General features: G+C 64.2%; 21 protein-coding genes. 18 read left to right on the forward strand and 3 right to left on the reverse strand.

From position 1 onward, the window contains the following. Positions 1-43 precede the first annotated feature (43 nt). From folK to ACW17U_RS06225, 3 genes are all read left to right on the forward strand, one after another. Complete coding sequence (gene folK / locus ACW17U_RS06215; protein ID WP_492055698.1) at positions 44-520, forward strand: 2-amino-4-hydroxy-6-hydroxymethyldihydropteridine diphosphokinase; 477 nt, start codon at positions 44-46, stop codon at positions 518-520. A 138-nt stretch (positions 521-658) separates the two neighbouring features. Continuing rightward, the gene (rpoZ, locus tag ACW17U_RS06220; RefSeq protein ID WP_035049486.1) at positions 659-1018 is read left to right on the forward strand and encodes a DNA-directed RNA polymerase subunit omega; all 360 of its coding nucleotides are present in this window, start codon (positions 659-661) and stop codon (positions 1016-1018) included. 245 nt (positions 1019-1263) lie between these two features. Continuing rightward, on the forward strand, positions 1264-3342 hold the full coding sequence (locus ACW17U_RS06225; RefSeq protein WP_062146937.1) for a RelA/SpoT family protein: 2079 nt from the start codon (positions 1264-1266) through the stop codon (positions 3340-3342). Here the strand turns inward: ACW17U_RS06225 and ACW17U_RS06230 are convergent. Then, positions 3339-3740 (reverse strand): NUDIX domain-containing protein, encoded by a 402-nt coding sequence (locus ACW17U_RS06230; RefSeq protein ID WP_062146935.1) that lies wholly within the window; start codon positions 3738-3740, stop codon positions 3339-3341. The genes ACW17U_RS06225 and ACW17U_RS06230 overlap by 4 nt on opposite strands. Before the next feature lie 77 nt (positions 3741-3817). Between ACW17U_RS06230 and pyrE the strand changes: the two genes are divergently transcribed. Continuing rightward, complete coding sequence (pyrE, locus tag ACW17U_RS06235; RefSeq protein ID WP_492055254.1) at positions 3818-4405, forward strand: orotate phosphoribosyltransferase; 588 nt, start codon at positions 3818-3820, stop codon at positions 4403-4405. 15 nt (positions 4406-4420) lie between these two features. On the opposite strand, the gene ACW17U_RS06240 is transcribed toward pyrE, so the two are convergent. Continuing rightward, on the reverse strand, positions 4421-6040 hold the full coding sequence (locus ACW17U_RS06240) for an amidohydrolase (protein ID WP_492055255.1): 1620 nt from the start codon (positions 6038-6040) through the stop codon (positions 4421-4423). A gap of 143 nt (positions 6041-6183) precedes the next feature. Here ACW17U_RS06240 and ACW17U_RS06245 point away from each other — a divergent pair, with 143 nt between their 5' ends. The 5 genes from ACW17U_RS06245 to rnc all read left to right on the forward strand — a co-directional run bounded on the left by ACW17U_RS06245 (position 6184) and on the right by rnc (position 9415). Next, entirely contained in the window at positions 6184-7005 is an 822-nt protein-coding gene (locus ACW17U_RS06245) for a pyridoxine 5'-phosphate synthase (RefSeq protein WP_492055256.1), read from the forward strand. Beyond that, complete coding sequence (gene acpS / locus ACW17U_RS06250; protein WP_062146929.1) at positions 7002-7394, forward strand: holo-ACP synthase; 393 nt, start codon at positions 7002-7004, stop codon at positions 7392-7394. The genes ACW17U_RS06245 and acpS overlap by 4 nt, the downstream gene beginning before the upstream one ends. 23 nt (positions 7395-7417) lie before the next feature. After that, positions 7418-7711: a YciI family protein gene (locus ACW17U_RS06255; RefSeq protein ID WP_492055257.1), complete on the forward strand. Its 294-nt coding sequence runs from the start codon at positions 7418-7420 to the stop codon at positions 7709-7711. A gap of 132 nt (positions 7712-7843) precedes the next feature. Then, the gene (gene lepB, locus ACW17U_RS06260; protein ID WP_492055258.1) at positions 7844-8698 is read left to right on the forward strand and encodes a signal peptidase I; all 855 of its coding nucleotides are present in this window, start codon (positions 7844-7846) and stop codon (positions 8696-8698) included. A gap of 15 nt (positions 8699-8713) precedes the next feature. Further along, on the forward strand, positions 8714-9415 hold the full coding sequence (gene rnc / locus ACW17U_RS06265) for a ribonuclease III (RefSeq protein WP_492055259.1): 702 nt from the start codon (positions 8714-8716) through the stop codon (positions 9413-9415). Positions 9416-9421: 6 nt separating this feature from the next. On the opposite strand, the gene ACW17U_RS06270 is transcribed toward rnc, so the two are convergent. Continuing rightward, positions 9422-10411, reverse strand: a complete 990-nt coding sequence (locus ACW17U_RS06270; protein ID WP_492055260.1) for a sodium-dependent bicarbonate transport family permease — start codon at positions 10409-10411, stop codon at positions 9422-9424. Between the two features lie 117 nt (positions 10412-10528). Between ACW17U_RS06270 and ACW17U_RS06275 the strand changes: the two genes are divergently transcribed. The 9 genes from ACW17U_RS06275 (at position 10529) to ACW17U_RS06315 (ending at position 21338) form a co-directional block, all read left to right on the forward strand. Beyond that, positions 10529-11425 (forward strand): LysR substrate-binding domain-containing protein, encoded by an 897-nt coding sequence (locus ACW17U_RS06275; protein WP_492055261.1) that lies wholly within the window; start codon positions 10529-10531, stop codon positions 11423-11425. Positions 11426-11528: 103 nt separating this feature from the next. Next, positions 11529-12494 carry a GTPase Era gene (gene era, locus ACW17U_RS06280; protein WP_492055262.1) on the forward strand — a complete coding sequence of 322 codons (966 nt, stop codon included), beginning with the start codon at positions 11529-11531 and terminating at the stop codon, positions 12492-12494. A 106-nt stretch (positions 12495-12600) separates the two neighbouring features. Further along, complete coding sequence (locus ACW17U_RS06285) at positions 12601-13461, forward strand: arylamine N-acetyltransferase family protein (RefSeq protein WP_492055699.1); 861 nt, start codon at positions 12601-12603, stop codon at positions 13459-13461. Further along, positions 13462-14193, forward strand: coding sequence for a DNA repair protein RecO (gene recO, locus ACW17U_RS06290; RefSeq protein WP_492055263.1), 732 nt, complete (start codon positions 13462-13464; stop codon positions 14191-14193). Positions 14194-14243: 50 nt separating this feature from the next. Then, complete coding sequence (locus ACW17U_RS06295; protein WP_492055264.1) at positions 14244-15833, forward strand: alkaline phosphatase D family protein; 1590 nt, start codon at positions 14244-14246, stop codon at positions 15831-15833. Positions 15834-15892: 59 nt separating this feature from the next. Further along, positions 15893-18169 carry a DNA topoisomerase IV subunit A gene (gene parC, locus ACW17U_RS06300; RefSeq protein WP_492055265.1) on the forward strand — a complete coding sequence of 759 codons (2277 nt, stop codon included), beginning with the start codon at positions 15893-15895 and terminating at the stop codon, positions 18167-18169. Then, the gene (locus ACW17U_RS06305) at positions 18166-19503 is read left to right on the forward strand and encodes a serine hydrolase domain-containing protein (RefSeq protein WP_492055266.1); all 1338 of its coding nucleotides are present in this window, start codon (positions 18166-18168) and stop codon (positions 19501-19503) included. Before parC ends, ACW17U_RS06305 begins: the two co-directional genes overlap by 4 nt. A 7-nt stretch (positions 19504-19510) precedes the next feature. Beyond that, positions 19511-20089, forward strand: coding sequence for a TMEM175 family protein (locus ACW17U_RS06310; protein ID WP_062146907.1), 579 nt, complete (start codon positions 19511-19513; stop codon positions 20087-20089). Between the two features lie 70 nt (positions 20090-20159). Continuing rightward, complete coding sequence (locus tag ACW17U_RS06315) at positions 20160-21338, forward strand: saccharopine dehydrogenase family protein (RefSeq protein ID WP_062146905.1); 1179 nt, start codon at positions 20160-20162, stop codon at positions 21336-21338. Positions 21339-21412 lie beyond the last annotated feature (74 nt).

Below are 21412 nucleotides of genomic sequence, written 5' to 3' on the forward strand. Positions count from 1 at the left end.
ATCCTTGAAAAATGTGGTCGATCAAAATGGATTGGACGAGGCCATAATCGTGGCTCTCGGCAGTAATCTTGCGGGACCCTATACGAGTCGCGAGGCCTTGTTGGAAGCGGCACTGGCCGCGTTTCCCGCCGAGGGGCTGCAAGTGACTCATCGGTCGGGTTGGTGGACATCCGCAGCCTGGCCTGATGCTTCTGCGCCACCCTTCCTGAATGGCGTCGTGCTGGTAGATGCCGCGCATGACGCGTCGGTCGTCCTGTCCGCTCTGCATCGTATTGAGGCCCGCTTCGGGCGTGACCGCGAGGTGGCCAATTCGCCCCGAACACTGGATCTGGACCTGATCGCCTATGGCCGACAGGTGATCTCCGGTGGCCTGACCGTGCCACACCCGCGAGCCCATGAGCGTCTGTTCGTCATGGGGCCGTTGGCCGAGATTGCGCCTGGCTGGCGGCATCCGGTCAACGGTGAGCTTGCCGTACGTTTGGCGGACGCTGCCAAGGTTGGGCGCGATGCCAGGCCCTGAAACGTCATGCGCTGGACTTCCTGACGCGAAGCAGGCATAAGCGCCCCCTCGCGAAAGATGGGCGACAACCTCAGCGGCGTTGCGTTACGCCGCTCGGACCCGTATTTTGTAGAGCATCACGGCTAGCCCGAGGAATTCATGGCCCGCGTCACCGTCGAAGATTGCGTCGAGAAGGTTCCGAACCGCTTTGCGCTCGTCCTGCTGTCCGCCCACCGGGCGCGCGGCATTTCGGCCGGTGCCGCCCTGCTGGTTGACCGCGACAACGACAAGAACCCCGTCGTCGCCCTGCGTGAAATCGCCGATGACGTCGTCGATCACGAAGGCCTCAAGGAGCAACTGATCAGCACGCTGCAGCGCGTTGATGAGCACACCGAGGCCGAAGAAGAGGCCGAGACCCTGGCTCTGCTGGCGGATCCGAGCCACATGCAAATGAGCGAGCTGGAACTGGTTCGCGCCCTGCAAAGCGACCGCGACGGCGGCCAGGAGGAGCGGTACTGAGCCCCGACGGCACAGACCCTCTGACCCTTGAAGCGGCGCCTGCCGCCGCTCCATCCGAACGCGCGCCCGTCGATCCTCAAGCCGAGGTCGATTCGGGCGCGTCTTCGTTTCAGGCCTCCAGCGAGGCCACACCGGCGCAGAAGCCGCGCCAGAAGTTTCTACGTCAGTATGAGCTGATCGAACGGGTTCATTCCTATGACCCGACGGCCGATGAGGCCCTGCTTAATCGCGCCTATGTCTATGCCATGCGGATGCACGGCAGTCAGACCCGGGCCAGCGGCGATCCATACTACGCCCATCCCATCGAGGTGGCGGGGATTCTGACCGAGTACCGGCTCGACACTGCGACCATCGTTACGGCCCTGTTGCACGATGTGATCGAGGATACGCCGGTCAGTCGCGAGGATATCGCCGGCCTGTTTGGCGACGAGATCGCCGAACTGGTCGAAGGCGTAACCAAGCTCTCGAAGCTGGAGTTGCAGGCCGAGCATTCGCGGCAGGCCGAGAACCTGAGAAAGTTCATCCTCGCGATCAGCAAGGACGTTCGCGTCCTGCTCGTGAAGCTGGCCGACCGCCTGCACAACATGCGGACCCTGCATTTCATCAAGAGCCAGGCAAAGCGCGAGCGTATCGCTCGCGAAACGCGAGACATTTACGCGCCTCTGGCCCGCAACATCGGCTGCCATCGCATCTGCACGGAACTGGAAGAGCTCAGTTTCGAGCATACCAATCCCGTGGCCCGGAACGCGATTATCCGGCGGCTGGACACCCTGCGTGCCGAGCAGGGCGGGGCGGTGTCCCTGGTCAGCCAGGAAATCGCGGCGCGTCTGGAGACAGCCGGGGTTCCGGCCCGGGCCTATGGGCGGGAGAAGTCCCCCTATTCGATCTGGCGAAAGCTGCAGCGCAAGTCGATCGGCTTCTCGCAGATGTCTGACATCTACGCGTTCCGCGTGATCGTCGACGGTGAGGAAGACTGCTACCGCGCCCTTGGTGTGGTGCACCGCGCCTGGTCAAGCGTGCCGGATCGCTTCAAGGACTTCATCTCGACGCCCAAGCGCAACAACTACCGTTCGCTGCACACCACGGTGGTCGGGCCGCGCGGCATGCGCATCGAGATGCAGATCCGTACCGAGGCCATGGATCGCGTCAATGAGGAGGGCGTGGCCGCGCACTTCCGCTACAAGGACGCCTCCTACGGACTTGATCTGGAAGGTATGGAGGCCGCCGGCGGTCGCGATCCGCTGGCCAACCTGCGACAGCTGGTCCAGGTGCTGGAGCATGGCGGCGACGCCGAGGAACTGGTCGAGCATGCCAAGCTCGAGATGTTCCTGGACCAGGTCTTCGTCTTCACGCCGAAGGGCAAACTCGTCAGCCTGCCGCGCGGGGCCATGCCGCTGGACTTTGCCTATGCGGTCCATACCAGCGTCGGCGACACCTGTATTGGCGTGAAGATCAATGGCGAACTGAAGCCCCTGCGCACGGGCCTCAACAATGGTGACGTGGTTGAGGTGATCCGGGGGGCCAAGCCGGTGGTGCCGCCCGACTGGCGTTCATTGACCGTCACCGGGCGTGCGCGCTCTGCGATCCGTCGGCATATCCGCCAGACCGAGAAGGAAGAGTTCCTGCGCCTCGGGCGAGCCTCGGTGGAGCAGATCTTCGAGCGCGCCGGCAAGAAGCTGAAGGACGTGTCCTTGCGGCCGATCCTGGAGCGGTTCGCCCTCGAAAACGAAGACGCTTTGTTTGATGCCGTTGGCCGCGGACGGGTGTCGCCCAGCCAGGTCCTCGAAACGGCTTTCCCGGGCATGAAGGACAGCGACATGGCCGCCGCCTCGGCCCGGCGCAAGATCGAGGGCGGCAAGGGCGCGAGGCTTTATGTGCGCGGCGGTGGTCTGACACCGGGCGTTTCATTGCACTTTGCCCATTGCTGCAGCCCCGTGCCGGGCGATCGCATTGTCGGCATCTTGCGCGAGGACGGTGAGGGGCTCGATGTCCACACCATCGACTGCCCCAAGCTGGCCGACTACGAGGACCGCGAGGATCTCTGGCGCGACCTCAACTGGACGCCGGAAGCCGAGCGCGAGACGGTGTCCCTGACCCGCCTCCACGCAACGATCCAGAACGCGCCCGGTGTGCTCGGTCAGGTCTGCACGATCATCGGTGAGGCCGGCGGCAATATCGTCAATCTGCGCATGCATCATCGCCAGAGCGACTTCTTCGACACCGACATCGATGTCGAGGTGCGAGACGCCAAGCACCTGACCAATATCTCTGCGGCTCTGAGAGCCTGCCCGTCGGTCGAGACGGTCGACCGAACGCGCGGCTAGGCCTGCAGCGCGGCCACCGCATCGGCGGTGGCGGCGGTCAGGGGCGAGGGCAGGGCGCTCAGCGGAAACCAGCCCCAGGCCGATAGGGCGTGGTCTTCCTGGATCGACGGCTCACCCTCGAAGCTCGTGGCTCGATAGGTGATCGCCACCCAGTGATAGTCTTTGGAAATCATGTCTGTCACGGCCAGGACCGGACCGGCCAGGATGTTGATCCCCAGCTCTTCCGAGATTTCGCGCTCCGCGCAGGTTCGCGCGGCTTCGCCCCAATCCAGCTTGCCACCCGGCACGCCCCAGTGACCGGCCTCGGGAGCCTTGATGCGCCTGACCAGCAGGAGGCGATTCTGATCGTCGAGAATGGCTGCACCGCAGCCGATGCGCGGGCGTTGGGGATCGCTCATGGCCGGGATAGAGCGGGATCCGGGCCGATGTGCAAGGTGATTGGCGGACCCGTCAGGGTGCGGTATAGCCGCCGCCCATGACCAATGATGATGTTCTCGACGAATTTCGAGCTGCTGGTGCCCTCCGCGAAGGCCACTTCGTTCTGTCCTCCGGCCTGCACAGCCCGGTCTTCCTGCAGAAGAACCTAGTGTTCATGCGACCCGAGCGCTGCGAGCGCCTGTGCAAGGCCCTGGCCGAGAAGATCGTCGCCACTGTCGGTCAGCCTGATGTGGCGGTTTCCCCCGCCGTCGGTGGCATCATCCCGGGCTATGAGACTGCACGCCATCTCAACGTCGCCTCGATCTATGTCGAGCGCGAGGGTGGGGGCTTCAAGTTCCGCCGCGGTTTCCACCTCGAACCCGGCCAGAAGGTCGTGATGGTTGAGGACATCGTCACCACCGGCCTGTCATCGCGCGAGTGCATTGCCGCGATCCAGGAGGCCGGGGGCGACGTGATCGCGGCGGCCTGCATCGTCGATCGCTCTGGCGGAAAGGTTGATGTCGGTGTGCCGCTGGTCTCGCTGTGCAGCCTGGAAGTGCCGGCCTATCCTGCCGACGCCCTGCCGCCGGAGCTGGCCGCGATCCCCATCGAGGATCCCGGCAGCCGCCGGCTCAAAGCCCAGTAGTCAACTGGCCGCCCCCTATTTGGTGGACGGGGGCGTCAGCTGCTTGACCGGCCATTCGACACCCAGCTGTTCCAGATAGGTCCCGTACTTGTTGGGATCGTAATAGAACTTGCTCATCGCCGGCCGGTAAGTGGCCATGATCCCCGCATTGATCTGGGTCTGCGGCCTGTCGGTCGCTGCCAGCATAGGCACGTACTTCTGGTCCTTGGTCTGGACGTCCTTGAAATAGCTGTTGGCTGCGGCGAGCAGCTTGGGCTGGGTCAGGAGATCCAGCGCCGTCATCGCCACAACCTTTGAGCCCGCCGCCACGCCCTTGTGGGCGATCGGCGTGGCCATCGAGATGGCGTTGGCCCAGTGGTGGCCAGGAAGCTCAGGGATGTTTGAGGGATAGTTGATCGTGATGGTCGGCATGATCCACGAGATGTCGCCGATGTCGTCCGAGCCGCCGCTTTCCGGTTTGGGATCGGGCGCAGAAAGGCCTTTCAGCTTGATGTCGAGGCCGGTCTGTTTGGGCGCGCCGATATTGGTCTGAACGGCCTTGGCGAAGGCCTGCTCATCGGCGGTCCAGACCGGCAGGCCGACGGCCTCGATATTGGCCTGGGCGGCCTCGGCCATCGGCCGGTTGAAGTGGCGAGGCGCAGCCGAGCCGATCACCTGGTGGTCGACCTTGGTATCCGTCATGTCGGCCGCTGCCTGGGCGATCTTGTCGCCGATGGCGTAGTTTTTCTTGATCGCGTCGAACGTCTGCTCACGGAAATAGTACCAGACGCTGGCCTCGGACGGCACGACGTTGGGCTGATCGCCGCCGTCGACGATGACATAGTGCGAGCGCTGTTCGGGCCGCAAATGCTCGCGACGCATGTTCCAGCCGATATTCATCAGCTCCACCGCGTCCAGCGCGCTTCGACCCCGCCAAGGGGCTCCGGCCGAGTGAGCGGACTCGCCATGGAAATTGTACTTCACGGACACGAGGCCTGTGCCCGACGGCTGTCCCCAGGTGGTAGCGAGGTTCGAGCCGACATGGGTGAAGATTGTCGCGTCCACGCCATTGAAGACGCCGTCGCGGACCATGTAGGCCTTGCCGGCCACCAGTTCTTCGGCGACGCCCGGCCAGAGCATCAGGGTCCCGGCAATGTTCTCCTTGATCATGAGATCCTTGAGTGCCAGGGCCGCAACGACGTTCAGGGCTTGGCCGGAATTGTGGCCCTCGCCATGGCCCGGCGCGCCGGGAACGATTGGGTCATGCCATGGCACGCCAGGCTTCTGCGAGGCCTTGGGAATGCAGTCTATGTCGCTGCCGAAGGCGATGGTTGGACCGCCCTTGCCGTTCGTCCAGGTCGCGGTCCAGGCGGTGGGGATGCCCGACACGCCGCGCACCACGGTAAAACCGTTCTCCTCCAAGACCCCGGTGATGTACTTCGAGGTCTCGATCTCCTGGAAGCCGAGCTCTCCGAACGAGAAGATCGTGTCGTTCATGACCTGGGACAGCTTGGCCCGCGACTCGACGCCTGCCACCGCCTGAGCTTTGAGCGCCTTGAGCTTGCCGGCCGTAATCGCCGGGGCCGCCAGGGCGGTGTGGGCCGTCGTGCTCAGCAGGAGGGTCAGCGCCAAGGCGCGCGCAGTCTTCAGGATCATTTTGCTTATCCGCCACAGTCTGGGCGACGACTTTCGCCGGTGTGCGGCGGGCTTGTCCATGGCCTAATCAACCGGACGACCAGAACTGTAAGGTCGGTGCTTTTCTGCTCTCCACCCCTTGAGCGGAAGGCGATAGACTAGGTATGACGGCCCGCATTCGGCCGCCGATCGCGTTCGAGGGCGGTAAGATTCTTAGCGAACATCAGACGGGCGTCCGCTTGGGCGTCAATATCGACCACGTGGCGACGATCCGGAACGCGCGCGGATCCAGCTATCCAGAACCTGTCCGTGCTGCTGAGCTGGCCCTGGCCGCCGGAGCCGACGGCATCACCGCCCATCTGAGAGAAGACCGGCGGCATATCTCCGATGCCGACATCGCGGTACTCACCGACCTGTGCCTCAAGCGGGGCAAGCCTCTCAATTTTGAGATGGCCGTCACCGATGAGATGGTCGGGATCGCCCTGCAGGCCCGCCCTCATGCAGCGTGCCTGGTGCCGGAGCGTCGCGAAGAGGTCACGACCGAAGGCGGGCTCGATGTCGTGCGCGGCTATGACGCCATCGCCGCCGCAACCGCGCGCCTTCGGCATGCCGGTAGCCGGGTGTCGCTGTTCATCGATGCGGAAGCCGGGCAGATCGAGGCCTCCCACCGTCTGGGTGCCCAGGTGATCGAGCTGCATACGGGGGCCTATTGTGATGCGGCGCGCGCGGGCGAGGTCGATCGCGCTGCAGCCATTCTCCGCCGGCTTCAGGATGGCGCGGACCTGGCCGCCAACCTCGGGCTGGAAGTCCACGCCGGACACGGTATCGACTATGCGACCGTCAAGCCGATTGCGGCCATCCCTCAGATTGCCGAGTTGAACATCGGGCATTTCCTGATTGGCGAGGCGATCTTTGTGGGCTTGCCCGAGGCGATCCATCGCATGCGGGCCCTGATGGAAGCCGCTCGCGCGGAACTGGCAGCGTGATCATCGGCATCGGATCCGACCTGTGTGACATCCGGCGGATCGAGAAGTCCCTGGAGCGTTTCGGCGATCGGTTCACGCACAAGGTTTTTACGGAGATCGAGCGAGCGCGTTCAGAGCGCAAGCCGGACCGGGCCAGCAGCTATGCCAAACGCTTCGCGGCCAAGGAGGCCTGTTCAAAGGCCCTGGGCACGGGCCTGAAGAGGGGTGTGCATCTGGCGGGCATGGGCGTGGTCAACCTGCCCTCTGGCAAGCCGACCCTTGCTCTGACAGGCGGTGCTGCGGCGCAGCTTGCCTCGATGGTGCCGGCCGGAATGACGCCCGTCATTCATCTGTCCCTGACAGATGATCATCCCTATGCCCAGGCCTTCGTGATCATCGAGGCCCTTTAGCGCCCTGCGAGAGCGACCGTCGGATGAGTGAGTATCTGCTGCTGATGCACGCTGACGCGGTCGATGAGGCCGCAGCGGATTGGCCGGCCTATCTCGATGGACTCGCCGAGGCCGGGCGTCTCCGCGGTGGAAGCAGCCTCGGCGACGGGGCCTGTTTCCGGAAGGATGGGGCAGTTCGGCCTTCGACTGACCATCTGGCGGGGTTCATCCGGATCGCCGCAGACAGCCTGGAGGACGCGGCGTCGTGTCTCGCGGGCAATCCCGTCTATGAGGCCGGCGGGACCGTAGAAATCCGTCTTCTGCTCGAGGATGAGTAGAGGCCGGCGCGTTGCCCTTTCGCCGCCATGAAGTCGAGTTAACTGCCCTGAAGCTTGCCCGATGCATAAAGCGCGTCTAGCTAAGCCTGTCCGGTCCGCCGGAACCCTTCTGCTCGAGAGTCCAGCGCCCGCATGACCGACGCCGCCGACGAAAACGCGCACCCTGACGAACAGGGCGGCGCGATCAAGGAATTCATCGAGATCGTCAAGACTGTGGCCTATGCCCTGGGCATAGCCTTGGTGCTGCGCGTCCTGCTTTTTCAGCCCTTTACCATTCCGTCCGGGTCGATGGAGCCCAACCTGCTGGAAGGCGATTACATCATCGTCAGCAAGTTCAGCTATGGCTGGAGCAAGCATTCCATCCCGTTCAGCCCGCCGCTGTTCAACGGCCGAATCCTCAACAATGCACCGAAGCGTGGCGACATCATTGTCTTCAAGTTGCCGCGCGACAATCGCACCGACTACATCAAGCGTCTGATCGGCATGCCGGGGGACAAGGTCCAGGTGCGCGGCGGCGTCGTCAATATCAATGGCAAGCCGCTCGATCAGGCCGCCCGTCAACCGGCCCTGGTCGACATGGGCTATGGCTTCACCCAGCAGGTCCAGCGCTTCGAGGAAACCAATCCCGAAGGCCGCAAGTATCAGACCCAGGACTACGGCCCTGACAGCCGCGGAGACAACACCGGCATCTATACCGTGCCGGAAGGCTGCTACTTCTTCATGGGCGACAACCGGGACAACTCGGCTGACAGCCGTTTCGATCCGGGCGTTTCGCCGTTCAAGACCGGATCGGGCACCTGCAAGTGGGACTATGAGCTGGATCAATACATTGGTGATGAGATCGGCGTCGGCTTCGTGCCGGCAGAGAACCTTGTCGGCAAGGCCCAGATCATCCTGCTTTCCTGGAACCGCAATGCCGCGCTGTTCAAGCCCTGGACCTGGGTGCTGGACGCCCGTCCGAGCCGCTTCTTCCGCGTCCTGAAGTGATCGAGGCGGGCTCCCTTGGTCAAGGATAAGCGGGTCGCCGCCGTCTGCGACCTGGAACGACGGATTGGCCATACCTTCGCCGATCGCCAGCTTCTGGAACAGGCCCTGACCCATGCGAGCGTGGGCGACGGTTCCAAGAAGACGGCCGACAACGAGGTGCTGGAGTTCATCGGCGACCGCGTCTTGGGCCTGTTGGCCGCGGAAGCTCTGGCCGAGCGTTTTCCGCAGGCCAAGGAAGGCGAACTGGCACCGCGTCTGAACGCCCTGGTCAGCCGCGAGACCTGCGCTCGGGTCGCCCGGGCTGCCGAGCTTGGCCCGGCCCTGCGCCTGTCGGCCTCATCCAGCAAGATCGGTGGTCGCGAGACCGACTCCATTCTGGCCGGGGGCTGCGAGGCCCTGATGGCGGCCTTGTATCGCGACGGTGGGTTGGAAACGGCACGCCGGGTGTTTCTGGACCTGTGGAGCGCAGAGTTTGACCGCGCCGCCCAGGGCAAGCCGCGAGACCCGAAGACCGCCCTGCAGGAGTGGGCGCAGGGCCTGGGCAAGCCGTTGCCGACCTATGCCGTCAAGGATCGAAAAGGTCCTGATCATGCGCCGGTTTTCACGGTTCAGGTCACCGTCGCTGGCCTGGACCCGATCTTCGCCGACGGCCGCTCCCGCCAGGAGGCTGAGAAAGCGGCCGCCAGGGCGCTCCTGGACCGGGAAGGCGCGGCTTAGGCCTGGCTAAAGGCCTGTGAGTTGACCGGCGGCCAGGGCGTAGAGCGGTATGCCGATCGTGAGGTTGAACGGAAAGGTCACGCCGAGTGCCAGGGTCAGATAGACGCCGGCATCGGCTTTGGGCAGGGCAAGCCCCATGGCGGCCGGTGCCGCGATATAGGAGGCCGATCCGGCCAGGACGGCCAGCATCGCCAGATCCCCAGGAGCCAGGCCGAGCAAGTGGCCCAGGACGAGGGCCGTGGCAGCGCCGAGCAGTGGAAGCAGGAGTCCCATGGCGACGACAGGTACCGTCAGGGTTCGTGCCGAGGTGAGCTGTCGACCCGCCTTGACGCCCAAATCCAGGAGGAACAGGCACAGCACGCCCTGGAACACAGGTCCCGAGAAGATCGCCAGTCGGGCTCCGCCGGAAGGGCCCGTCAGCAGGCCAATGAGGAAGCTGCCGATCAGCACAACGCTTGCGGCATTGAGCAAAACCTCTTGCAGAAGCTTCGCCACGGGGGCACCGCCATTGGCCTTGCGGTCGGCCAGGGTTGCAATGGCAAGGCTGGTCAGAAGAGCAGGGGTCTCCATCAGGGCCAGGACCGCCGACATATAGCCTCCGGGCGTCAGGCCGGCCTCGGACAGGCAGGCTTGAGCCGCCGCAAAAGTCACGACCGACACGGATCCATAGTGCGCCGCAGTCGCTGCAGCGGTAACAGTGTTCAGACCCGATCGCCGCAGCAGCAGGTATGCTGGCAGCGGCATAAGCGCGCTCAGGGCAACGCCCAGAGCTGCAGCTTTAAGAAAATCGGCATCCAGACCGTGAGTGCGGGCCTCAACGCCCCCCTTGAAGCCGATGCAAAGCATCAGGATCAGGGACAAGGTCTTGGCCGTGTCGCGCGACAGCGCCAGGTCAGAGCGAGCAAATGCAGCCGTCATGCCCAGAGCGAAAAACAGCACGGCCGGCTGCAACAGGTTGCTGCTGGCGGCCGCCAGGGTCTGTCCTAGAATGTCCAAAAGGCGCTCCGCTGATGGGCGCCGTCTTAGCGCGCGGCCGCTCTAACGGAGGAAGTGGCATATTGATTGTTTATTTTTGTCATACATAAAATTATAAAACGTAATGATTGGTAGTCCATGCCGCGGTTGACCAACCTGGACCTCGACTTGGTTCGCGCCTTCCTTGTTGTCTGCGAGCAACGCAGTTTCACGCGGGCGGGTGAGCGCCTGGGGCGATCGCAGTCGGCCATCAGCCTGCAGGTGCGTCGCCTTGAGGAGCAACTGGGCCAGCCGCTACTGTCGCGTGACCCCCGTCATGTGGCCCTGACCGAACAGGGTGAAGCCTTCCTGCCGCAAGCGAGGCGCTTGCTACGCCTGAATGACGAGATTCTTGCCGGCCTGGGCGCTGACGATGTCGAGGGCGAGGTCCGGTTGGGCGCACCGGAGGATTTCGCCACCTTGCACCTGCCGAAGGTCCTGGGCGCTTTTGCGAGAAGCCATCCCCGGGTGGCTCTGACGGTCACCTGTGATTTGACCCTGAACCTGCTGGACCGTCTTCGCGAAGGTGCGCTGGACATGGCTCTGGTCAAACGAGAACCGCTTGGGCCGGATCTTGGCGTCCGGGTCTGGCGTGAGCCGCTGGTCTGGGTGGGGCTGGATGCAGACCTGGTTCAGCGGGCCGGCCCCCTGCCGCTGGTCGCGGCACCGTCGCCTTGCGTCTATCGGAAGCGCGCCATTGCCGCACTCGACCAGACGGGCCGGACCTGGCGCGCAACCTACACCAGCCCCTCTCTCGCCGGGCAATTGGCCGCCCTAAGGGGCGGGCTTGGGCTGAGCGTCCTGCCGCGTGAGATGGTCCCGGATGACCTTACGATCCTCACGGCAGGCCTTCCGCGCCTGGAGGATGCGGAGGTCGCACTCCTGAAGGCGCGGGGAACGCCACCGGCTGCCGCTGAACGGCTGGCCGACTACATCCTTTCGGCTCTGGATCGGCAGCGCCTGGAGCCGCCGGGCAAGGCGTCGGGTTCTGTTTGAAGCCAGCGAGCCATGGGCTGCCAGGCCGCGACCCGCGCCTCGATGCGGGCAATGACCCAACAGGGGGAGGAATTCCTGCCCTGCTGTGCTACAGGCTCGCCCAATGACTGAAATCAATGCTCAAAATGCCGCCTTGCCGACGCGCGCTGGCTTTGCCGCCATCATCGGCGCTCCCAACGCCGGCAAATCCACCCTGGTCAATCGCATGGTCGGGGCCAAGGTCTCGATCGTCACCCAGAAGGTCCAGACGACGCGCTTTCCCGTGCGCGGTGTCGCCATGCATGGTGCCGCCCAGATCATTCTAGTCGACACCCCCGGCATCTTCAGCCCGCGCCGCCGACTCGATCGCGCCATGGTCCGTTCCGCCTGGAGCGGTTCGGAGGAGGCTGAGGTCACGGTCCACCTCGTTGATGTCCAGGCGGAGCTCGCTTCAAACATCAACAAGGCCACGCCCGCCGAGCACCGCTCGGTGCAGGACGTCCAGACCATCATCGAGGGCCTGAAGTCCGCCAATCGTCAGGTGATCCTGGCCCTGAACAAGATCGACGGCGTCAAGCGTGACACCCTCCTGGCCGTGACCAAGGAACTGTTCGACACGGGGGTCTATTCCGAAGTGTTCATGATCAGCGCCGCCACCGGCGCTGGCGTTGATGATCTGCTGGAACGCCTGGCGGGCCTGATGCCCGAGAGCCCGTGGCTCTATCCCGAAGACCAGACTGCCGATCTGCCGGCTCGTCTGCTGGCTGCCGAGATCACCCGCGAGAAGATCTATCTGCGTGTCCATGAGGAGCTGCCCTACGCCGCTTCGGTGGAAACGACGGCCTTCGAGGAACGGGCTGACGGCAGCGCCCGTATCGAGCAGACCATCTATGTCGAACGCGACGGCCAGCGCGCCATCGTGCTGGGCGCGGGCGGCCAGACCTTGAAATGGATCGGCCAGGCCTCACGCGAGGAGCTGTGCGACATCCTGGATCGCAAGGTGCACCTGTTCCTGCACGTCAAGGTCAAGGAAAACTGGGCTGAAGAGCGGGGCATCTTCAACGACATGGGACTGGACTTCGACGTCTGATGTTACGGACCGCGCTCGTTTCGACGGGCGCGGCGCTTGACTTCAGCATCGTCAGGCTGTCCCTAGGATTGAGAACAGACCGGGAATATCGCCCCCAGTGAGCAAGATCGACAACGTCTTTTCTTCGACCGTTCCGGCCGTTGACCTCGATGCCTATTTCGCGCGGATCGGCTTTAGCGGCCCGCGAGAGCCGACCTTGGCTGTCTTGCGCGCCATCACTCAGAAGCACCCCGACGCCATACCGTTCGAGAACCTGGACGTGCTGATGGGGCGGGGCGTTTCGATCGATCCTGCGGTCATCGACGCCAAGCTGATTGCCGCCGGGCGTGGCGGCTACTGCTACGAGCAGAACGGACTGCTCAAGCGGGTGCTGACCGCTGTGGGCTTCAAGGTCGAGGGTCTGATGGCCCGGGTGCTTTGGATGGCACCGGTCGGCGCGCCGCCCCGACCCCGCTCGCACATGGTGCTGGGCGTTGATATCGACGGTGAAACCTGGCTGGCCGACGCCGGCTTTGGTGGCTGCGTGCTGACTGCGCCGCTGCGCCTGTTTTCCCACGAGGTTCAGGACAGTCCCAATGGCCAGTTCCGCATCATCGACGCCGGCCAAGACGGCGTGGCCGAGCGGCAGGTTCAGGCCAATCTGTCGGGCAATTGGGCACCGCTCTATCAGGTGGCTCAGGGGGGCTGGGCCGACGTCGACTACGAACAGGTCAACTTCTTTACCTATACCCACCCGTCCTCGCACTTCACCTTCAGCATGACGGTCGGGCGCACGACGCCGACCGCGCGTTTTGCCTTGAAAAACAATCGCCTGACTCATCGTGACCAAACCGGTGCTCTGGTCGAGCAGCGCGACCTTTCGGTGGATGAGCTCGAAATGACCCTGCGCGATGTGATCGGCCTGCCGGTCGAGCCTGAGTGGCGGCCGGTGCTGGAGAAGGTCGTGGCCTGGGGGACACCAACCTAGATGGAATGGGAAGACGAGGCTCTGGTTCTTTCCGCTCGTCTTCATGGCGAGACGGGCGCCATCGTCGAGCTTCTAACCCTGGAGCGCGGAAAGTTCGCGGCACACGTGGCCGGTGCTGCCTCGCGTCGAATGAAGCCCTTCTTGCAGCCCGGCTCGCGGGTGATCGCCCGATACCGTGCCCGGGCGTCGGAGCAGCTGGGCGCGGCCAGCCTAGAGCCGATGGGCGAGGGCGTGGCGGCGCTGTTTGACGATCCCCTGGCTCTTGCCGGCCTGTCATCGGCCGCCTCATTGGCGGCCGGGGCCTTGCCCGAGCGCGAGGCGCACCCGGGGGCCTTTCATGCCCTGGAGGCCCTGATCAACGTGCTGCAGATCCCGGACATCTGGCCCGCAGTCTATGTGCGCTACGAGGCCGGATTGCTGCAGGAACTGGGCTTTGGCCTGGACCTCTCCAAATGCGCGGCGACCGGCTCGTTCGATGACCTTATCTATGTCAGTCCCCGCACCGGCCGTGCCGTCAGCCGCGCGGCGGGTGAGCCCTACAAGGACAAGCTGTTGCCGCTCCCGCCCTTCCTTTTGTCGGCCCAGGGCGGATTGGCGGAAGGCGACGTCAAGTCAGGGCTGGAGATCACCGGTCATTTCCTCGAACAGTTTGTGTTCGGCCCGCTGAACCGGCCACTCCCGCCGACGCGGCAGTGGCTTCTGGACCGCTTGAACGAAGCAGGGCGGCTTTAAGAACCGTCACAATGCAGCGATAACGCCAAGGCCCGTGCAAGGAGTCGTCGATGTCCATCCTGCTTGATCGATATGCTTTGTCCCGCCGACGCGCCTTGGCGACCTTCGGCGGTCTTGCGGCCACCGCGCTGTCGATCCCGCTGCTCAGTGGCCGGGCCTTGGCCCAGCCTGTTTTTCGGATCTACCCTTTCCAGCTCGGTGTCGCCTCTGGTGATCCGCAGCCGGACGGTTTCGTGATCTGGACGCGCCTGGCACCGGAGCCGTTCGAGATTGGCCACGGCATGCCCAGCCAACCGGTGGAGGTATCGTGGGAAGTAGCGACCGATGCCGGCTTCAGAACGGTGGTCGCCAAGGGCGTTGCGGTCGCCATGCCCGAACTCGGCCACGCGGTCCATGTCGAGGTCGGCGGCCTGGAGGCGGGGCGTGACTACTGGTACCGTTTCGTGGCCGGCAGGGAGCGCAGCCTTACGGGGCGGGCCCGCACGACGCCGGCCCCCGGCGCGACCGTCGATCGGGTCCGCTTCGCTATCGCCGGCTGCCAGCAGTACGAGCAGGGCTATTACACCGCCCACCGCCGCCTGGCCGAGGACAACCCCGACTTCGTATTCTGCTACGGGGACTACATTTATGAAGGTCGCGGCAACCGCGTCTGGAACGGCCCCAGGGGTCCGGTCGAGAATGTTCGCCAGCACTTCGGCGGCGAGATCTACAGCCTCGACGAATATCGCCGCCGCTATGCCCAGTACAAGATGGACGCCGACCTGCAGGCCGCCCACGCCGTTGCACCTTGGTTTGTCGTCTGGGACGACCATGAGATCGACAACAACTGGGTCACTGATCTGGACCAGGACGGCGTTGATCCCAAGGTGTTCAACCTGCGCCGCCAGGCGGCGGTCCAGGCCTATTTCGAAAACATGCCGCTGCGGCCCAGCAGCTTTCCGGTTGGAACCACAATCCAGCTGTACCGCCGCGCCAGCTTCGGCGGCCTGATGGACCTGAACCTGCTCGACACCCGTCAGTTCCGCAGCAACCAGCCCTGCGGCGACAGGTTCGGGACCTGCGCCGAGATCGAGGCCGTCAAGGCCGAGGTGCTTGGCCTGCAGCAGGAGAAATGGCTGGTCGACGGCCTCTCGGCATCAAAGGCGCGCTGGAATGTGCTGGCACAGCAGATCATGGTCATGGACCTTGATCGTGATGCCGGTGCGGGCTCGGCGGTCAATCCGGACTCCTGGGCCGGCTATCGCACCCCGCGCAATCGTCTGCTGAAGCAGATCCGTGATCGCAAGATCGCCAATCCGATCGTGCTGACCGGCGATGAACACCAGAACTATGCCGGCGAGCTGCATCTGGACGGGGCCCATCCCGAGGGCGCGCCGATCGGGACCGAGTTCGTCGTTACCTCGATCTCCTCCAGCGGTGATGGTGTCGACCAACGCGAGGACATGGCGAAGATACAGGCGGTCAATCCGCAGCTGAAGTTCAACAACGCCCAGCGCGGCTACGCCATCTGTGACGTGACGCCGGAGCGCTGGACGACGGAGTTCAAGGTGCTGGACGCCATCACCCGCCGTGACGGCAAGCTGACCACGCGGGCCAAGCTGGCGGTCGAGGCTGGAAATCCGCGTCTGGCGACCGTCTAGGCCATCGAATCGGGGGAGGGATCTCTGCTAGGGTGCGGTCCCGGTAACGATTCCTCCTCATGAACAAACCTGTCCTTCCCCCCGGCGGTCCTGGCGACGGCGACCGCATCCTTGACGAGCCTCTGACCGAGGCCCTGTCGCGCCGCTATCTGGCCTATGCCCTGTCGACGATCAGTTCGCGGGCCCTGCCGGACGTGCGCGATGGGCTGAAGCCCGTTCACCGTCGCGTGCTTTACGCGATGAACAACATGCGTCTGAACCCCGAGGCCGCCGCCCGCAAGTGCGCCAAGGTGGTGGGCGAGGTCATGGGTAACTTCCACCCGCACGGCGACCAGTCGATCTATGACGCCTTGGTGCGTCTGGCTCAGGACTTCGCCCAGCGCATCCCGCTGGTCGAAGGTCAGGGCAATTTCGGCAATATCGACGGCGATAACGCCGCCGCCATGCGCTACACGGAATGCCGGATGACCACGGCGGCGACTCTGCTGCTGGACGGCATTGACGAGGACGCGGTCGATTTCCGGCCCACCTATGACGGTCAGGATGAGGAACCGGTGGTTCTGCCGTCCGGCTTCCCCAATCTGTTGGCCAATGGCTCTTCAGGCATCGCGGTCGGCATGGCCACCTCGATCCCGCCGCACAACGCTGCCGAACTGATCGACGGCTGTCTGTTGCTGTTGAGCCGCCCGGAAGCGACGACCGCGGACCTGCTGGAGTGTATTCCGGGGCCCGACTTCCCGACCGGCGGCGTCATTGTCGAGCCGCGGGAGTCCCTGCTCGAAACCTACGAGACCGGCCGCGGCGGCGTTCGCGTGCGGGCCAAGTGGGAGAAGGAAGACACCGGTCGCGGCACCTACCAGATCGTCGTCACCGAAATCCCTTACCAGGTGAAGAAGTCGGATCTGGTCGAACAGCTGGCCGATCTGATCGAGAGCAAGAAGGCGGCCCTGCTGGGCGACGTTCGCGACGAGAGCGCCGAGGACATTCGTCTTGTCCTTGAGCCCAAGTCCAAGAACGTCGAACCCGAGGTTCTGATGGAGAGCCTGTTCAAGCTCTCGGCACTCGAGAGCCGCTTCCCGGTCAATATGAACGTGCTGGACGCGCGCGGCACCCCGGGTGTGATGGGACTCAAGCAGGCCCTGATGGCCTTCCTGACTCACCGACGCGAGGTGCTGACCCGCCGGGCCAAGCACCGCCTCGCCAAGATCGAAGCCCGTCTGCACATCCTGGACGGCCTGCTGATCGCCTACCTCAATCTGGACGAGGTGATCCGGATCGTCCGCTACGAGGACGAGCCGAAACAGAAGCTGATTTCGACCTTCGCGCTGTCGGACATCCAGGCCGACGCCATCCTCAACACCCGCCTGCGCCAGTTGGCCAAGCTGGAAGAGATGGAGATCCGCCGCGAACACGCCGAGCTGATGGAAGAGCGCGACGGCATCATGGCCATGCTGGCCAGCGACCAGCTGCAGTGGAAACTGGTCGGCACCGGCCTGCGGGAGGTTCGGGCCACCCTGCTGAAAATCAAGCATCCGCTGGACAAGCCTCGCCAGAACGGGATCCTCGGCCGCTCCATCTTTGCCGAGGCCCCTCTGGTAGACGCTGACGCTGCCATTGAAGCGCTGATCGTCCGTGAACCGATCACCATCATCCTGTCGGACCGGGGCTGGATCCGGGCGGCCAAGGGCAAGATCGAGGACCCGTCCGAACTGAAGTTCAAGGAGGGCGACAAGCTCGGCTTCCTGGTTCCGGCCGAGACCACAGACAAGCTGCTGATCTTCTCGAGTGATGGCCGGTTCTTCACGATCGGTTGTGACAAGCTTCCGAGCGCCCGGGGCCATGGCGAGCCGCTGCGAATGATGATCGAGCTGGACGACAAGGTGAAGATCCTTGACGTCTTCCCGTTCAAGGCCGGCCGCAAACGCATTCTGGCCTCGAAGCTCGGCTATGGCTTCCTGATGCCCGAGGAAGAAGCGCTCGCCAATCGCAAGGCCGGTAAGCAGGTCCTGACCGTCGACGCTGCCGGCGCGGCCTTTTGCCTGGAAGCCGTCGGCGATCAGCTGGGCGTGATCGGCGACAACGGCAAGATCCTGATCTTCCCTCTCGAGGAACTGCCGGAAATGCCGCGTGGCAAGGGTGTGAAGCTACAGGCCTATCGCGAGGGTGGTCTGCGCGACGCTCTGTCCTTTAACGCTGAGACCGGCGGTTACTGGATCGACTCCGCCGGCCGTCGCCGCGACTGGACCGACTGGCAGGCTTTTGTTGGCCGCCGGGCCAGCGCTGGCAAGTTGGCGCCCAAGGGGTTCCCGACCTCCAAGCGGTTCAAACCGAAATGACCGGCGGCAAGCTGAAGCGGAAGGCGATCGGATTTGTCGCCGGCCTGCTCGGCTGCGCCGCCGCTGTCGGCGGGGCCGCTGCCGCGCCTTTGCCGATCGTAAAGCCCGAGACGGTCGGCTTTTCGTCCATCAAGCTCAAGAAGCTGGACGACGCCATGCAGGCCATGGTCGACACCGGTCAGGTTGCCGGAGCCGTCACCCTGCTGGCGCGTCATGGCAAGGTCATCCAGGCTTCCAGTTTCGGCAAGCGCGGCCTGGAATCGGGCGACTCCATGCCGGTCGATGCGATCTTCCGCATTCGATCTGAAACCAAGCCGGTCACCGGCGTCGCCATGATGATCCTCTATGAAGAGGGTAAGTGGAAGCTGGATGACCCGGTCAGCCAGTACGTTCCTGAATTCGCCAATCTGCGGGTGGCCAAGATGGACGCCGAGGGGCGGGCGGTCCTGACACCGATCTCGCGGCCGCCGACCATGCGCGAACTGATGACCCACACTGCAGGGTTCGCCTACGGCATTGCCGATGACCCCTCCAGTCCGGCCGATCAGGCCTATTTCCGCGCCTCGGTGCTGCAGTCAGAGTCGCTAGATCAACTGGTCCGCAAGGTTTCCGACCTGCCCATGTTCGCCGAGCCCGGCAGCTTGTGGCGCTACAGCGTCGCTGCGGACATCCAAGGCTATATTGTTGAAAAGCTTTCCGGCCAGACCCTTCCCGCGTTCATGCAGCAGCGCATTTTTGCGCCCTTGGGCATGAACGACACGGCTTTCTACGTTCCTGCGGAGAAGCTCGACCGTTTGGCTGCCCTCTACGATGCCGACGCGACGGGCAAGCTCACGCCAGCCATTGAGGGGTCGTGGCGCGATGTGACCAAAATGCCAGCGGCACCTTCCGGCGGGGGCGGGCTGGTCTCGACGGCTTATGATTTCGCCCGGTTCTCCCAGATGATCCTGAACGGCGGAGAGCTGGACGGGACCCGCATCCTTCAGCCCGAGACCGTCGCCCTGATGCGGCTCAATCATCTGCCGCCCAGTTTCACCGTGACGACCAATGGTACGACCGGCGTTCTCCATCCCTCCCAGAAGCCGTTCCCGTTTGCCGCCGGCATGGGCTATGGCCTGGATGTCGCCGTGGCGGTCGACCCTGCGGCGTCAGGCGCGCCGGTCGGACCTGGTACCATCAGCTGGGGCGGCAGCGCCGGCACATGGTTCTGGATAGATCCGACGAACGATCTCTTCTTCATCGGCATGATTCAGCGGTTGGGCGGTGTTGGTCCGGGTCTGGACGCCACAACCCGAACGCTGGTCTATCAGGCTCTGGAACAGCCAGACCAATAGGGCGGACATGGGCAAGGGACGGTTTGAAGCCTTTAGTGATGGCGTTCTGGCCATCATCATCACCATCATGGTGCTGGAGCTCAAGGTTCCCCACGGTGCCGAACTGGCGGTGCTCAAGCCCCTGGTCCCGGTGTTTCTTAGCTATGTGCTGAGTTTCATCTATGTCGGCATCTACTGGAACAATCATCATCACATGCTGCATGCGGTGACCTCGGTCACCGGCCCGATCCTGTGGGCCAATCTGCACCTGCTGTTCTGGCTGTCGCTGGTGCCGTTCGTCACCGCCTGGATGGGCGAGAACCATTTCGCGTCCATTCCTGTAGCGCTTTACGGCGGCGTGATGCTGATGTGCGCCCTGGCCTTCATGCTGCTGGCCCGACTGCTGACCAGGCACGAGGGCGCGGAGTCGAAACTCGCCCTGGCCTTTGGCAAGGACTACAAGAGCAAGCTGTCCTTGGCGCTCTACGTCGCAGGGATCGGCCTGGCCTTCGTCAATTCCTGGGTGGCTGTCGGCTGCTATGTGGCTGTGGCGGTGATCTGGTTCGTGCCGGACCGCCGCATCGAACGCGTGCTGAAGGCCGACTAGTTCAAACACATGTTTGCATGATGGTGTGGACCCAGTCATGCTCCTCACCAAAGAGATTTGGGAGGGGCGCATGAACCCGGCAGCAGACTTCGACATCATCGTTTACGGCGCGAGCGGCTTCACCGGCCGGCTTGTGGCTGAGTATCTGGCCCGGCAGTATGGAGTCGGCGGCAAGATCAGCTGGGCCATGGCAGGGCGGAGCCTCGAAAAGCTGGCTGCGGTCCGTGACGAGATCGGCGCGCCGGCCGATACGCCCCTGGTCGTGGCGAACGCTGATGATCCCGCTTCGGTGGACGCCATGGTTCGTCGGACCAAGGCTGTCCTGACCACGGTCGGTCCCTATCAGCTCTATGGCTCGGCCCTGGTCGCGGCCTGTGCTGCAGCCGGCACCGACTATCTGGATCTCTGTGGCGAGCCGGCCTGGATGCGCCAGATGATTGACGCCCATGAGGCGACGGCGAAGAAGACCGGTGCCCGGATCGTCTTCTCGTGCGGGTTCGACTCCATCCCCTTCGAACTGGGCGTCTGGTTCCTGCAGCAGGAGGCCGGCAAGACACTGGGCGGTCCGGTCCCACGCGTGAAGGGTCGGGTGCGGGGCATGAAGGGCGGCTTCTCGGGCGGTACTGCGGCCAGCCTGAAGGCAACCATGGCCGCCGCTGCGCGCGATCCTGCGCTGGTGGCCCTGCTCAAGAACCCGTTCGCCCTGGTTCCCGGCTTCGAGGGGCCGGCCCAGCCGTCAGGCAACAAGCCCATGCTGGACGAGGATCTGGGCGTATGGGCTGCGCCCTTCGTGATGGCGGCGATCAATACCCGCAATGTCCACCGCTCAAACGCCCTGCTGGGCCAGGCCTATGGTGCCGACTTCGTCTATGACGAGATGATGCTGACCGGGCCCGGCGAACAGGGCGAACAGATCGCCCAGATGATCGCGGCCTCAGGCGGGGGGCTCGGTGGCGAAGGTGGCCCCAAGCCCGGCGAAGGGCCCAGCAAGGAAGAGCGCGAGACCGGGTTCTATGACGTGCTGTTCCTGGGCATTGCCGCAGACGGCCGGCAGGTCCGGGCCAGCGTCAAGGGCGACAAGGATCCCGGCTACGGCTCGACATCGAAGATGATCGCCGAGTCGGCCATCTGCCTGGTGACCGAGGCAACCGAGGTTGCCGGCGGGATCTGGACCCCCGGTGCGGCCTTGCAGGGCAGGCTGGTTTCCCGACTGCAGGCTTATGCGGGCCTGACGTTCGCGGTCGAGTAGCGGCATTGGCCTGCTCCCCGACCTTGTCGGCGAGCAGGCTTTGCAGACCTAGAAAAACTGGCTGCGCAACCGCA

This window comes from Caulobacter sp. AVps16, from assembly GCF_058681455.1.

Excerpts from the sequence above, each read along its gene's own strand:
- rpoZ (WP_035049486.1), top strand. The coding sequence starts at position 659 with ATGGCCCGCGTCACCGTCGAAGATTGCGTCGAGAAGGTTCCGAACCGC.
- ACW17U_RS06225 (WP_062146937.1), top strand. The coding sequence starts at position 1,264 with ATGCGGATGCACGGCAGTCAGACCCGGGCCAGCGGCGATCCATACTAC.
- ACW17U_RS06230 (WP_062146935.1), bottom strand. The coding sequence starts at position 3,740 with ATGAGCGATCCCCAACGCCCGCGCATCGGCTGCGGTGCAGCCATTCTC.
- pyrE (WP_492055254.1), top strand. The coding sequence starts at position 3,818 with ATGACCAATGATGATGTTCTCGACGAATTTCGAGCTGCTGGTGCCCTC.
- ACW17U_RS06240 (WP_492055255.1), bottom strand. The coding sequence starts at position 6,040 with ATGATCCTGAAGACTGCGCGCGCCTTGGCGCTGACCCTCCTGCTGAGC.
- ACW17U_RS06245 (WP_492055256.1), top strand. The coding sequence starts at position 6,184 with ATGACGGCCCGCATTCGGCCGCCGATCGCGTTCGAGGGCGGTAAGATT.
- ACW17U_RS06255 (WP_492055257.1), top strand. The coding sequence starts at position 7,418 with ATGAGTGAGTATCTGCTGCTGATGCACGCTGACGCGGTCGATGAGGCC.
- lepB (WP_492055258.1), top strand. The coding sequence starts at position 7,844 with ATGACCGACGCCGCCGACGAAAACGCGCACCCTGACGAACAGGGCGGC.
- ACW17U_RS06275 (WP_492055261.1), top strand. The coding sequence starts at position 10,529 with ATGCCGCGGTTGACCAACCTGGACCTCGACTTGGTTCGCGCCTTCCTT.
- era (WP_492055262.1), top strand. The coding sequence starts at position 11,529 with ATGACTGAAATCAATGCTCAAAATGCCGCCTTGCCGACGCGCGCTGGC.
- recO (WP_492055263.1), top strand. The coding sequence starts at position 13,462 with ATGGAATGGGAAGACGAGGCTCTGGTTCTTTCCGCTCGTCTTCATGGC.
- ACW17U_RS06295 (WP_492055264.1), top strand. The coding sequence starts at position 14,244 with ATGTCCATCCTGCTTGATCGATATGCTTTGTCCCGCCGACGCGCCTTG.
- parC (WP_492055265.1), top strand. The coding sequence starts at position 15,893 with ATGAACAAACCTGTCCTTCCCCCCGGCGGTCCTGGCGACGGCGACCGC.
- ACW17U_RS06305 (WP_492055266.1), top strand. The coding sequence starts at position 18,166 with ATGACCGGCGGCAAGCTGAAGCGGAAGGCGATCGGATTTGTCGCCGGC.
- ACW17U_RS06310 (WP_062146907.1), top strand. The coding sequence starts at position 19,511 with ATGGGCAAGGGACGGTTTGAAGCCTTTAGTGATGGCGTTCTGGCCATC.
- ACW17U_RS06315 (WP_062146905.1), top strand. The coding sequence starts at position 20,160 with ATGAACCCGGCAGCAGACTTCGACATCATCGTTTACGGCGCGAGCGGC.